Genomic DNA, 11,967 nt, shown 5'->3' with positions numbered 1-11,967 from the left:
GACACTGCCATGACCGAGACGACGATTTCCGCCGGCCCCGGCCCCGGCCAACGCCTGCTGGACCGCATCGCCGACATCGCCATCCATGTCGCCGTGGCCGCGCTGCTGGGGCTGGTGGTGGTGCAGGGCTGGCAGGTGTTCGCCCGCTACGTGATCAACGATTCGCCCAGCTGGACCGAGCCGGTGACCCTGCTGCTGCTGGCCACCGCCATGAGCCTGGGCGCGGCCTGCGGCGTGCACACCAATCGCCACTTCGGCTTCTTCCTGCTGCACGCCTACATGGGCGCCGGCCTGCGCCGGGCGGTGGATGTGTTCATCCAGCTGGTGGTGGCCGTGCTGGGCGGCTTCATCGCGTTCTGGTCGGCCGACCTGCTGCTCGATGGAATGGACATCAAGACCGCAGGCGCCAACCTGCCGCAGAGCATCAATTACCTGCCGCTGGCCGTGGGCGGTGCGCTGATGCTGCTGTTCGCGCTGAACCGTGCGTGGAAAGCGCTGCATGCCACGGCAGCCGATGCCGACGACGCTGAAGGAGATCGTTGATCCATGGGCATCACCATCCTGTTCTCTGTTTTTGCCGCGCTGCTGCTGTTGGGCGTGCCGGTGGCCTACGCGCTGGCCGCCGCCGCGCTGGCCACCCTGCTCTACCTGGACATTCCCAGCATCGTGCTGGTCCAGCAGATCTCCGCCGGTACCGGTTCGGCCTCGCTGATCGCCATTCCACTTTTCATCTTCGCTGGCGAGATCATGATGCGCGGCGGCATCTCCGAACGCCTGATCGCCCTGGCGTCATCGCTGGTCGGGCGCATGCGCGGCGGCCTGGGCCAGGTCTCGATCCTGTCCTCGCTGTTCTTCGGCGGTGTATCCGGCTCGGCCATCGCCGATGTGTCGGCGGTGGGCGGCACGATGATTCCGCAGATGGTCAAGCGTGGCTACGACCGCGATTTCGCGGTCAACGTCAGCATCACCGCTGCGCTGGTGGCGCTGCTGGTGCCGCCGTCGCACAACCTGATCCTGTTCTCGGCCGCCGCCGGTGGTGGCCTGTCGATCGCCGACCTGTTCGCTGCCGGCATCGTACCGGCGCTGTTGATGACCCTGGCGTTGATGATCACCGGCTACGTGGTCGCGCGTCGCCGTGGTTATGGCGTGGAAGTGTTCCCGGGCTGGCGCGCGGTACTGCTGCGCATCGTCTCCGCCCTGCCCGGCCTGGGCCTGGTGGCGCTGATCTTCGTGGGTATCCGCGCCGGCATCTTCACTGCGGTGGAAAGCGCGGCCATCGCCGTGGTCTACGCCCTGCTGGTCACCACCGTGCTGTACCGGCAGCTGCGCTGGCGTGAGTTCTTCGACACCGTCATCCATGCCGCGCGCAGCACCGGCGTGATCCTGTTCGTGATCGCCACCGCGGCGGTGTTCGGCTGGCTGCTGGCCTACCTGCAGGTGCCTGCGGCGGCGGTGGACTTCCTGCAGTCGTTCGCGCACAGCCAGTTCATGGTGCTGCTGATGATCGTGGTGATGCTGCTGCTGCTGGGCACCTTCATGGACCTGGCACCGATGATCCTGATCTGCACGCCGATCTTCCTGCCGGTGGCCAAGGCCTATGGCATCGATCCGATCCACTTCGGCCTGGTGCTGGTGCTGACCGGTGGCCTCGGCCTGGTCACACCGCCGGTGGGCTCGGTGCTGTTCATCGGTACCGCCATCGGCAAGATCAGCGTCGGCCAGAGCATGCGCACGATCTGGCCGTTCTGGTTTGCCGCGCTGGGCGTGCTGCTGATCGTCACCTTCTTCCCGTCGCTGTCGCTGTGGCTGCCCGCCGCGCTGCGCGCCTGATGACCGGAGGAAATCCCATGACACCGACGCTGCACCGCACTGCTGCAACCGTCCTGCTCGGCCTGCTGCTGGCCGCGCTGCCTGCCCTGGCTGCCCTGGCTGCCGAGCCCGCGCCCGCGCAGTGGAAGCGCGGCATCGAGCACCAGCGCCAGGGCGACCTTGGCAACGGTACCTTCCTCAACCCGGTGCTGGCCGGTGACAGGCCCGATCCGTCGGTGCTGAAGGACGGCGAGGATTACTACCTCACCCTGTCTTCGTTCGACGCCTACCCCGGCCTGCCGATCTGGCACTCGCGCGACCTGGTCAACTGGCAGCCGCTCGGCCATGCGATCACGCAGAACGTAGGTGCGATCTGGGCGCCGGACATCGTCAGGCACCAGGGCCGCTACTTCATCTACTTCCCGGCGCGCACCGGTGAGCGCCGCAGCAACTTCGTGGTCTGGGCCGATGACATCAAGGGCCCGTGGAGTGCGCCGATCGACATCGGCCTGGGCGGCTACATCGACCCCGGCCACGCGGTTGGCGAGGACGGCAAGCGCTACCTGTTCCTCAGCGGCGGCGACTACGTGCAGCTGGCCGATGACGGCCTGAGCGTGGCGGGTACGCCCAAGCATGTGTACGACGGCTGGCGCTACCCGGAAAGCTGGGACGTGGAGGCCTACGCGCAGGAAGGCCCGAAGATCCACTTCCGCGATGGCTGGTACTACATGACCACTGCGGTGGGCGGCACCGCCGGCCCGCCGACCGGGCACATGGTGATCACCGCGCGCTCGCGCTCGATCCACGGCCCGTGGGTGAACGCGCCGAACAACCCGATCATGCGCACCCGGTCGGCCGCTGAACCATGGTGGTCGCGTGGCCACGCCACGGTGATCGAAGGCACCGACGGCCGCTGGTGGATGATGTACCACGGCTACGAGAACGGCTTCTGGACGCTGGGCCGGCAGGCGCTGCTGGAACCGATCGAATGGACCGCCGATGGCTGGTTCGTGGCCAAGGGCGGCGATCTCGGGCAGCCGCTGCGCAAGCCATCGGGCAGCGCGCTGGCACCGCACGGCATGGCCCTGTCCGATGCTTTCAGCGGCCGTACGCTGGGCCCGCAGTGGGCGTTCTTCAACCCGGCGCTGGATGAATACCGGCGCCTGCGCTTCAGCGGCGACGGCCTGGTGCTGCAGGGCAAGGGCAGCACGCCGCGCGACGCCTCGCCGCTGACCACCATTGCCGGTGACCCGGCCTACCAGTTCGAGGTGCAGATGGAGATCGCCCCCGGCGCGGTGGGCGGTGCCCTGCTGTTCTACAGCGACCGCCTGTATGTGGGCGTGGGCAGCAACGGCGAGCAGTTCGTCATGCACCGCTACGGCGAGGAACGCCCCACCCGGCTGGCGGCCAGCGCCAAGGGCGGCCGGCTCTGGCTGCGGGTGACCAACAACCGCCACATCGTCACCATCCATTCCAGTGCCGATGGCCAGACCTGGCAGAAGTATCCGGTTCAGATGGAAGTGTCCGGTTACCATCACAATGTGGCCGGCAAGTTCCTGGCACTGAAACCGGCCCTGTATGCGGCCGGCAACGGTGCGGTAACCTTCCGCAGCTTCCGCTATCGCGCGCTGGACTGAGCGCGCGCTGGAATCCCCAGGCTTATCGGGTTCACTACATGTCAGTGCGCAACAAGAACGATGCCGCTACGCCGGCATTGGCAAAGGGCAAGGCAGCCACGATCAACGACATCGCGCGACTGTCGGGTGTATCCAAGAAAACGGTTTCAAGGATCATCAACAACTCGCCGCTGGTGCGCAAGGACACGCGCGACAAGGTGGAAGCGTTGATGCGCGAAGTCGGCTACAGCCCCGACCCGCTGGCCCGTGGCCTGGCCTTCCGCCGCTCGTTCCTGATCGGCATGGTCTACGACAACCCCACCGCGCAGTACATCGTGGACATGCAGTACGGCGCGCTGGATGCGCTGCGTGGCTCCAGCTTCGAACTGGTGGTGCACCCCTGCGACAGCCGCAGCCCGGGCTACATCGATGGCGTGCGCCGCTTCGCCCAGCAGCAGAAGCTGCATGGGGTGATCCTGGTGCCGCGTGCATCCGAGGACCAGGCGCTGGCGGACATGCTGGACGAGATCGGCTGCCGCTTCACCCGCGTGGCTGCGCTGCCGCTGGATGAAACCTCGCAGATGGTGGTCACCCACGACCGCGATGGCGCCGCCGAAGCGGCCGACTACTTGCTTTCGCTGGGCCACCGTGACATCGCCCTGGTGACCGGCCCCAGTGCATACCGCTCGGCGCACGAACGCACCGCCGGCTTCATCGAGGCGCTGTCGCAGCGCGGCATCGAGCTGCCGAAGGATCGCATCATCGAGGCCGGCTACACCTTCGAATCGGGTGTGGCCGCCGCCGAGAAACTGCTGCTGGGCAAGCGCCGGCCGACGGCGATCTTCACCGGCAACGATGAAATGGCCGCCGGCATCTACAAGGTCGCGCTGCGTGCGGGCATCAACATTCCGCGCCAGCTGTCGATCGTCGGCTACGACGACAGCCCGCTGGCCTCGCGCCTGTGGCCGTCGCTGACCTCGGTGCGGCGGCATACCCGCGACACCGGCCGCACCGCTGCGGCCATGCTGATCCAGCCCGAAGGCCAGCCGGCGCTGCAGATCGCCAGCGTGCGCCCGCACCTGATCGTGCGCGATTCCTGCCAACCTCCCGAGGATTGATCCCGCAGGGATCAATCCTGCAGGTCACGACCGTTGGTCGTGACACCTTTCACGTTGCCCCCCCTGCCGATGCCGTCCGACCCGCATCGTGCAGCGCAAAATGACACCGGTTTCCTGTCTGGCTAGAATCGACCGTGAACCGTGCCGGGGCCGAACCCATCGGCCCGCCCCCTGCTCTGGAGAAGCCATGTACTGCAAGACCCATTACGCCACCCATCCCGACGCCATCAAGGGCGCCAGCAACGATCAGCTGCGCGAGCTGTACCTGCTCGATGGCCTGTTCAACGCCGACGCGGTGACCCTGAAGTACACCCACTACGAGCGCTTCGTGCTGGGCGGTGCGGCGCCGGTCAATGGCCCGCTGTCGCTGCCGGCGCAGACCGAACCGGCGTCGGCCGCAGGCCATCCGTTCCTGGAGCGTCGCGAGCTGGGCATCATCAACGTCGGCAGCGGCACCGGTACGGTCACCGTCGATGGCACCGTGTACACGCTGGGGCCGAAGGATGGCCTGTACGTGGCGATGGGCAGCAAGGACGTCGTCTTCGCCTCGCAGGACGCCGCCAACCCGGCGCAGTTCTACCTGGCCTCGACCCCGGCGCATGCGCGCTTTGAAACCAGGCAGCTGTCGATCAAGGACGCGGTGGCACTGGATCGCGGCGCGCTGGAAACCAGCAACGAGCGCACCATCTACCAGTACATCGTGCCGGCCACCTGCCAGTCCTCGCAGCTGCTGCTGGGCCTGACCGTGCTCAAGCCGGGCAGCGTCTGGAACACCATGCCGCCGCACCTGCACGACCGCCGCAGCGAGGTCTACTTCTACTTCGACCTGGGCGACAGCGACCGCGTCTACCACTTCATGGGCGAGCCGGACGCACAGCGCCACATCGTCATCCAGAACAACGAAGCGGTGGTGTCGCCGCCATGGTCGATCCACATGGGCGCCGGCACCAGCAACTACGCCTTCATCTGGGCGATGGGTGGCGAGAACCTGGATTACACCGACATGCACGTGCTGGACATCTGCCAGCTCAAGTAAGCGCCGGGCGGCCACCGCGCACGCCGTGCCGGTGGCCACCTGCCCCGCATCACGCACGCCTCTACCAAGGAACGCATACGCAATGACCAATCCCTTCAGCCTGGAAGGAAAAGTCGCTCTGGTAACCGGTGGCAATACCGGCCTGGGCCAGGGCATCGCAGTGGCGCTGGCTGCCGCAGGCGCCGATGTCGCCGTGGCCGGCATCGCCCCGCCCACCGAAACCATCGAGAAGATCACCGCGCTGGGCCGCCGCTGCCTGGCGGTGGAAGCCAACCTGATCAGCATCGAACCGGTCGAGCGCGTGGTGCGCGAAACCCTTGAGGGCCTGGGCGGGCTGGACATCCTGGTCAACAACGCCGGCCTGATCCGCCGCGCCGACGCAGTGGACTTCAGCGAGCAGGACTGGGACGACGTGATGAACGTCAACATCAAGTCGGCCTTCTTCATCTCGCAGGCCGCCGGCCGCCATTTCATCGCCCAGGGCAGCGGCAAGATCATCAACATCGCCTCGATGCTGTCGTTCCAGGGCGGCATCCGCGTACCGTCGTACACCGCCAGCAAGAGCGGCATCGCCGGCATCACCCGCCTGCTGGCCAACGAGTGGGCGGGCAAGGGCGTGAACATCAACGCGATCGCACCTGGCTACATGGCCACCGACAACACCGCCGCGCTGCGCGCCGACCAGGACCGCAACAAGGCGATCCTCGAGCGCATTCCGGCCGGCCGTTGGGGTACGCCGGAAGATCTGGCCGGCGCGGCGGTGTTCCTGGCCTCGTCGGCGTCGGATTACATCAACGGCGCGGTGCTGCCGGTCGATGGTGGCTGGCTGGCGCGGTAATGCTTGGTTTTCGGTAGTGCCGGCCACTGGCCGGCATTTCCACCGACGCTCAACGCATCCATGAAGTTGCCGGCCAGCGGCCGGCACCACCAGGGCCCGGCCATGCGGAAGCTGTTGTTGCTGTTGCTGCTGTCGAGCGCCGCCGCGCATGCGGCGCCGGTGCGATTGTTCATTGCCGGTGACTCCACTGCGGCCGAATACGGGCCCGAGCGTGCGCCGCAGGCGGGGTGGGGCCAGGCGCTGCAGAGCTACCTGGATCCGGCGCGCTTGGAAGTGCGGAACCACGCCAAGGGGGGGCGCAGCACGCGCAGCTTCATCGACGAAGGACGCCTGGATGCCATTGGGCGCGAACTGCGTCGTGGCGATGTGCTGCTGATCCAGTTCGGCCATAACGATGCGAAGTTCGAAGATCGAACGCGCTACACCGATCCGGACAGTGACTACCCGCGGATGCTGATGCGCTACGTGCAGGTGGCGCGTGACAAGGGTGCCACGCCGGTGCTGGTCACGCCGGTGGCACGGCTGCTGTACGACTTCGGTTCGCTGCTGGATACGCACGCGCGCTACACGTTGGCGATGCAGCAGCTGGCCACACGCGAGCACGTTGCACTGATCGATCTCAATGACCGCAGCATGCGCTGGATCCGGGCGCTGGGCGAGCAGGGTGCACGCCCGTACTTCCTGTTCGTGCCGGAACAGCACAAGGCCGACGGCACCCACTTCAGCGTGGCCGGCGCCAACGCGGTGGCGTGCCTGGTGCTGCGCGAGGCGGTGCAGGTTCTGCCGGCGCTGCAGCCTGCACTGGTGCGCGATATCGACTGTGATGTGATGGGGGTGGGGCAGGGCGGCGATCCTGCGCGTGCCTCGCAGGTGGTGCACGAAGACACGCTGGCGCGCGCGCAACCGGGCCCACATGGCGGCGCCGGGCCGACCACGGCGTACCCGTTCTTCGCCGATGCGCAGGGCCTGCCGTTCGTGCTGCGCAAGCGCGTGCTGCACAAGGGCGCGGGCATCGGCCTGCATCCGCAGCACAAGGATGAGATCTACTACATCGTGAGCGGGCAGGGCAGCTATGTGCTGGATGGAAAACAGCACGACGTGCGTGCGGGGCATGCGTTGCTGACGCGCAAGGGCAGCAGCCATGCGCTGCAGCAGGTGGGTGATGAGGATCTGGTGGTGCTGCTGGCGTATCCGCGGTAGCTGAAACGCAGCCGAGCGTGCGCTCGGCTCTACAACGGCTCCGGGCCGAAATGCTTCAAACCCAGTCGGGCCAGATCTTCCGGGCGGGCGTAATAGTCGTCATCGAACGCCTCCAGCGCCTGCTGCTCGTCCTCGCTCATCGCGCCATACAGGTCGGTCAGTTCCTTGATCGCCGGGTCGTCTTCCAGTCGATCGAGCAGCCCGCGCATGCCGGCCAGGATCGCGTGCGTCTGCACTGCCCCCATCGCCTGCAATGCACGCAGTGCCAGCTGGCAGGTGGGGTCGCCCCAGTTGCACAGGAACTGCATGAAGCCGCCGTTGTTGATGTCCGCTTCCATCCGCCACAGCGCCACCAGCTGCTGGTCTTCATCGGACAGCGCATCGAGCGACCATGCGGCCGCCTTCAGGCGCGCCAGCGCGGCTTCATAGCGGTCATCCCACACCTGGTTCGGAACATCGACCACGCCGCGTTCCTGCGCCGGCAGCAGCGCGGGCCAGTTCACGCCCAGCCCATCGGTCGTGAGCACCCACTGCGCGCGCTGTTCAGCCGTGGCCTCGAACAGCGCAGGCGCCCAGCGCAACGGCTGCCGGGTGCGGCGGCCGTCGGCCAGGGTCAACAGGATGAAGTCGTCATCGAAGCTGATGTCGATGACACGCAGGGAAGCGAAAGCGTCGGTCATGGGGAAGCGAAAGCGTCGGTCATGCGGGTCAGGATAGCGGACCCGCCTGTGGGCTCACACGTCGCCGCCGTCGGCCCAGCCCTCGCCCGTGCCGGCCTGGAACACGCGATCCTCAGCCTGCACATCGCCCGCCGGCAGGTGCGCCTGGTCGGCCAGCGCGGCATAGATCGGGGTGAAGTCCGGCGACGTCGCCTGCATCAGCTGCTCGAAACTGTCGATGACGAAGTAGGTCTTCTGGAAGGTGTCGATGCGGTAGCGCGTGCGCATGATCCGCTGCAGGTCGAAACCGATGCGGTTCGGTGCGGCGGACTCAAGCGAGTACAGCGATTCGCCCTTCGACGAGACGATGCCGGCACCGTAGATGCGCATGCCTTCGGGCGTGTCGATCAGGCCGAACTCCACCGTGTACCAGTACAGACGGGTCAGGTTCTGCAGCGCCTCCGGGCCGATCGCATGTGCTTTGACGCCGCCGCGGCCGTAGGCCTCCATGTAGTTGGCGAACACCGGGTTCATCAGCAGCGGCACGTGGCCGAACAGGTCGTGGAACAGGTCCGGTTCGGCGATGTAGTCGATCTGGTCGGGGCGGCGGATCCACCACGTCACCGGGAAGCGGCGGTTGGCCAGGTGGTCGAAGAAATCCAGTTCCGGCAGCAGGCCTTCCACGCCGACCAGGGTCCAGCCGGTGGCCGCGCCCAACACTTCATTGAGCTGGTCGAAGCGCGGGATCATGTGCGCGCTCATGCCCATCTCGTCCTGCGCATCCAGGAACTCCTGGCAGGCGCGGCCGACCAGCAGTTCGCGCTGGCGCTGGTACAGCGTGCTCCAGGTGGCGTGGTCGTCGGCGGTATAGGTGTCCCACGGCTGCTCGACGAGCGCGGTGGTGTACACCGGCACGTAGCCCTTGTCGGTCTGCTGGTGTTCGACGCGGCGGGGCTGGGCGAGGTCCATGGAAGACTCCTTGACGGGATACCCACGATGCTAGGGCAGGGGGCGCGCAACAGGGTTGCAAAAGTTGCGCGGATTGACCTTGTTGGCGCAATATCCTTGCGTACTCACCATGTTGCGGGGCAACAATGGCCGGAGAAGTCCAGTTCGATCGCACGGATATACGTCTGCTGGCTGAAATCCAGCGTGATGGTCGCGCCACCAACGCGGAGCTGGCGACGCGGGTGAACCTGTCGCCGTCGGCCTGCCTGCGCCGCCTGCAGCGGCTGGAAAGCGAAGGAGTGATCGTCGGCTATGGCGCGCGCCTGGAGCCACGCCGGCTCGGTCTGGGGCTGCAGGCGTTCGTGCGCGTCCAGCTGGAAAAGCATGACCAGGCCGCGATCGGGCACTTCGTCGACAGCGTGCAGGCCTGGGATGAAGTGGTGGCCTGCCACGCCCTGACCGGCGACATGGACTATCTGCTGCATGTGTATGTGCGCGATCTGGAGCACTTCTCGCGTTTCCTGCTGGACAGGCTGCTCAACGCCGGTGGCGTGGCCGATGCCAATTCCAGCTTCGTGCTGCGTACGGTGAAGGGTTTCCAGGCGTTGCCGTTGTCGCAGCTGGAATGAACCGGCGGCCGCGGTGATGTTTGACGGCGCGCGTGCGCTGGCCGAGCATCGTGGCCCGCGGCGGCCGTGCACATGCAGGCCGCGCAGTGATTCCCTCTGGCTCCGGCATGTCTGATACCCCATCCCCGACGTCTTCCCCGTTGTTCCTTCCGCTGCGCGAGCAGAGCCTGCTGCGGCACCTGAGCGAAGGCACGCCGCCGGACACACCGCTGGAGCAGGCCGGCCTGCTGGTGGCCATGCTGTGCCGCCGGCAGAGGCCACCGGCCACCCAGCTGCAGCGGTTGCTGCACGACGCCTGTGCGCTGTTCGCCGCCGATGATGGCCCTGCTGCGCAGGCGCAGCTGGCGGCCAGCGCTGGACAGGACGCGCGGGCGCTGGAGGCGTGGCTGGGCGTGCTGGCCGCGCAGGACGTGCTGCTGGCACCGGACGAGGTGATGGAGGCGGTGCTGGCTGTATCGCCGGATGCGTATCCCGGCGCGGACTTCCAGGCGGCGTGCAGGATCACCCTGGAAGAGCACACGATCCACTTTCCGGCGACATCGCTGGCCGAAGGCGATGACGAAGACACCGGCGATGACGAACAGACAACGCATGCAACCCAGCACAACGGCCTGTTCACTTCCGAACAGGCACGCGTGCTGCGTGCGATCGCGGCCAATCCCGATGAATTGATCGACCTGCAGGCCTATGCCGGCACCGGCAAGGGCCATCTGGTGCTGGCGCTGCTGCAGGCTCGCCCGGGCCGTTATACCTACGTGGCGCCCACGCGTGGCCAGGTCGAGGCATTCCGCGCGCGGCTGCCGGCCGACGCCGGCACGCGCCTGCTGACCCAGATCGAGTTCGCCAATGCGATCGCCCGTCATGCCGCCGCCAACGGCCTGACCGGTGGCTTCGTACCGACCTACCGGCAGAGCACGCTGACCCTGCGCGAGGCGGCTGCCCGCCTCGGCCTGCCGGCCATCGGTGCACGCCGGCCGGACCAGGTCCTGATGATCGCCCTGGACGCCATCAACCGGTGGTGCGCGTCGTCAGCGCCGAACCTGCAGGCCTGGCACTTCCAGCGCTCGCTGGGCGCAGCGCAGCTGGAAGCCACGCCGTTCATCGCGGCTGCGGAGTTCGTCTGGCGCTGCATGTTCGATCCGGTGGTGCAGAAGGGTGGCTGCCTGCGCCTGGATGCCGGACACATCGGCAAATGGCTGGCCCTGCGTGCTGTGCCGCTGCCGGTGTCGCTGGGCATGGTGCTGGTCGATGAGGCGCACGATCTCAGCCCTGCATGGAAACAGCTGCTGGCCACCCACGCGCCCGGCGTGGTCAGCCTGGGCGATCCGCATCAGCGGCTGAGCGGACGCGTACAGCGTTGGTCATCGGCGAAAACGCTGGAGATGCACCAGTCGGTGCGGCAGGGGCGGCAGGTCGATGCGCTGGTCAACCAGTCACTGGCGCTGGACGATCTCGGTGAGCCGGCGCCTTTCGTGGGGGCCAGCGACCGCGCCACCGGCCTGCGCCGCTATGACGACTGGTCGGCGGTGCCCAGCACCGGCGCCCGCCTGTACGGCAGCCTGTGGCGGATGCTGCTGGAAGCCAACGCGCTGGTCGCGCGCGGCGCGCGCGTGCATCTGCATCCTGCGTCGCGGCAGGCGCTGTTGAAAGAGGTGGACGGTCCGATCGACGCCTGGCGCAGCGCCGCCGCTGGCGGCCCCGGACAACGCTGGGAAAGCTTCGTGCAGGTCTGTGCCAAGCGTGGACAGGCGGACATCCCCGCGCTGTTTGCCGGTGGCTTCGATGCTGCGGCGCTGCAGCGCCTGCTCGGGCAACTGGTCGATGCGGACGAGGCCAGCGTCGTGCTGTGCCTGGCCCAGCACGCCAAGAACCTGCAGTTCGCTACCGTGTCCATGGCGCCGTGCTGCTTCGACAGCGGCCATGATGCGCGCGCGCTGCACAGCCCGGTGCGCGCGGCCTACGTGGCGATCACCCGTGCCCGGCAACAGCTGTGGCTGCCGGGGGACGCGATGGAGCAGTTGCAGCTGAGCGCACAGCGGCATGACCGGGCGGTGGATGAGCGGCGCCGGCAGCGACGCCTGGCCAGTGGTTACCCACCACCGCGGCGCTGACCG

Annotated in this window: 12 protein-coding genes; 9 read left to right on the top strand and 3 right to left on the bottom strand. The window is 67.4% G+C overall.

Translation table 11 applies throughout. From position 1 onward, the window contains the following. Nucleotides 1–9: 9 nt before the first annotated feature. The 6 genes from K5K93_RS12495 to kduD all read left to right on the top strand — a co-directional run bounded on the left by K5K93_RS12495 (nt 10) and on the right by kduD (nt 6,417). Entirely contained in the window at nt 10–543 is a 534-nt protein-coding gene (locus K5K93_RS12495; protein ID WP_222388055.1) for a TRAP transporter small permease, read from the top strand. Nucleotides 544–546: 3 nt separating this feature from the next. Then, nucleotides 547–1,830 carry a TRAP transporter large permease gene (locus K5K93_RS12490; protein ID WP_025875489.1) on the top strand — a complete coding sequence of 428 codons (1,284 nt, stop codon included), beginning with the start codon at nt 547–549 and terminating at the stop codon, nt 1,828–1,830. A gap of 17 nt (nt 1,831–1,847) precedes the next feature. Continuing rightward, nucleotides 1,848–3,446, top strand: coding sequence for a family 43 glycosylhydrolase (locus tag K5K93_RS12485; RefSeq protein ID WP_261311842.1), 1,599 nt, complete (start codon nt 1,848–1,850; stop codon nt 3,444–3,446). 38 nt (nt 3,447–3,484) lie between these two features. Beyond that, entirely contained in the window at nt 3,485–4,543 is a 1,059-nt protein-coding gene (locus tag K5K93_RS12480; protein ID WP_093820319.1) for a LacI family DNA-binding transcriptional regulator, read from the top strand. 187 nt (nt 4,544–4,730) lie between these two features. Then, on the top strand, nt 4,731–5,579 hold the full coding sequence (kduI, locus tag K5K93_RS12475; RefSeq protein ID WP_025875483.1) for a 5-dehydro-4-deoxy-D-glucuronate isomerase: 849 nt from the start codon (nt 4,731–4,733) through the stop codon (nt 5,577–5,579). Between the two features lie 82 nt (nt 5,580–5,661). Next, nucleotides 5,662–6,417: a 2-dehydro-3-deoxy-D-gluconate 5-dehydrogenase KduD gene (gene kduD / locus K5K93_RS12470; protein WP_033832661.1), complete on the top strand. Its 756-nt coding sequence runs from the start codon at nt 5,662–5,664 to the stop codon at nt 6,415–6,417. Here kduD and K5K93_RS12465 read toward each other — a convergent pair. Further along, entirely contained in the window at nt 6,366–6,590 is a 225-nt protein-coding gene (locus K5K93_RS12465) for a hypothetical protein (RefSeq protein WP_222391143.1), read from the bottom strand. The two genes, kduD and K5K93_RS12465, sit on opposite strands and share 52 nt — an antisense overlap. Between K5K93_RS12465 and K5K93_RS12460 the strand changes: the two genes are divergently transcribed. Next, nucleotides 6,520–7,617, top strand: coding sequence for a GDSL-type esterase/lipase family protein (locus tag K5K93_RS12460; RefSeq protein WP_222388054.1), 1,098 nt, complete (start codon nt 6,520–6,522; stop codon nt 7,615–7,617). The genes K5K93_RS12465 and K5K93_RS12460 overlap by 71 nt on opposite strands. 29 nt (nt 7,618–7,646) lie before the next feature. On the opposite strand, the gene K5K93_RS12455 is transcribed toward K5K93_RS12460, so the two are convergent. Beyond that, on the bottom strand, nt 7,647–8,297 hold the full coding sequence (locus K5K93_RS12455; RefSeq protein ID WP_222388053.1) for a DUF4375 domain-containing protein: 651 nt from the start codon (nt 8,295–8,297) through the stop codon (nt 7,647–7,649). Nucleotides 8,298–8,351: 54 nt separating this feature from the next. After that, the gene (gene phhA, locus K5K93_RS12450; RefSeq protein ID WP_059063088.1) at nt 8,352–9,245 is read right to left on the bottom strand and encodes a phenylalanine 4-monooxygenase; all 894 of its coding nucleotides are present in this window, start codon (nt 9,243–9,245) and stop codon (nt 8,352–8,354) included. Nucleotides 9,246–9,370: 125 nt separating this feature from the next. On the opposite strand from phhA, the gene K5K93_RS12445 reads away from it, so the two are divergent. After that, nucleotides 9,371–9,853, top strand: coding sequence for an Lrp/AsnC family transcriptional regulator (locus tag K5K93_RS12445; protein ID WP_025875473.1), 483 nt, complete (start codon nt 9,371–9,373; stop codon nt 9,851–9,853). Between the two features lie 107 nt (nt 9,854–9,960). Next, nucleotides 9,961–11,964, top strand: coding sequence for a hypothetical protein (locus K5K93_RS12440; RefSeq protein WP_222388052.1), 2,004 nt, complete (start codon nt 9,961–9,963; stop codon nt 11,962–11,964). The last annotated feature ends 3 nt before the right edge of the window (nt 11,965–11,967 follow it).

Source organism: Stenotrophomonas sp. DR822, from assembly GCF_019793815.1.
Classification (GTDB): Bacteria; Pseudomonadota; Gammaproteobacteria; order Xanthomonadales; family Xanthomonadaceae; genus Stenotrophomonas; species Stenotrophomonas indicatrix.
This window is presented reverse-complemented; position numbering and strand designations above follow the sequence as displayed.

Bases quoted from the DNA above. Each gene is read 5' to 3' on its own strand.
- K5K93_RS12495 (WP_222388055.1), top strand. From the start codon at position 10: ATGACCGAGACGACGATTTCCGCCGGCCCCGGCCCCGGCCAACGCCTG.
- K5K93_RS12490 (WP_025875489.1), top strand. From the start codon at position 547: ATGGGCATCACCATCCTGTTCTCTGTTTTTGCCGCGCTGCTGCTGTTG.
- K5K93_RS12485 (WP_261311842.1), top strand. From the start codon at position 1,848: ATGACACCGACGCTGCACCGCACTGCTGCAACCGTCCTGCTCGGCCTG.
- K5K93_RS12480 (WP_093820319.1), top strand. From the start codon at position 3,485: ATGTCAGTGCGCAACAAGAACGATGCCGCTACGCCGGCATTGGCAAAG.
- kduI (WP_025875483.1), top strand. From the start codon at position 4,731: ATGTACTGCAAGACCCATTACGCCACCCATCCCGACGCCATCAAGGGC.
- kduD (WP_033832661.1), top strand. From the start codon at position 5,662: ATGACCAATCCCTTCAGCCTGGAAGGAAAAGTCGCTCTGGTAACCGGT.
- K5K93_RS12460 (WP_222388054.1), top strand. From the start codon at position 6,520: ATGCGGAAGCTGTTGTTGCTGTTGCTGCTGTCGAGCGCCGCCGCGCAT.
- K5K93_RS12465 (WP_222391143.1), bottom strand. From the start codon at position 6,590: ATGAACAATCGCACCGGCGCCGCATGCGCGGCGGCGCTCGACAGCAGC.
- K5K93_RS12455 (WP_222388053.1), bottom strand. From the start codon at position 8,297: ATGACCGACGCTTTCGCTTCCCTGCGTGTCATCGACATCAGCTTCGAT.
- phhA (WP_059063088.1), bottom strand. From the start codon at position 9,245: ATGGACCTCGCCCAGCCCCGCCGCGTCGAACACCAGCAGACCGACAAG.
- K5K93_RS12445 (WP_025875473.1), top strand. From the start codon at position 9,371: ATGGCCGGAGAAGTCCAGTTCGATCGCACGGATATACGTCTGCTGGCT.
- K5K93_RS12440 (WP_222388052.1), top strand. From the start codon at position 9,961: ATGTCTGATACCCCATCCCCGACGTCTTCCCCGTTGTTCCTTCCGCTG.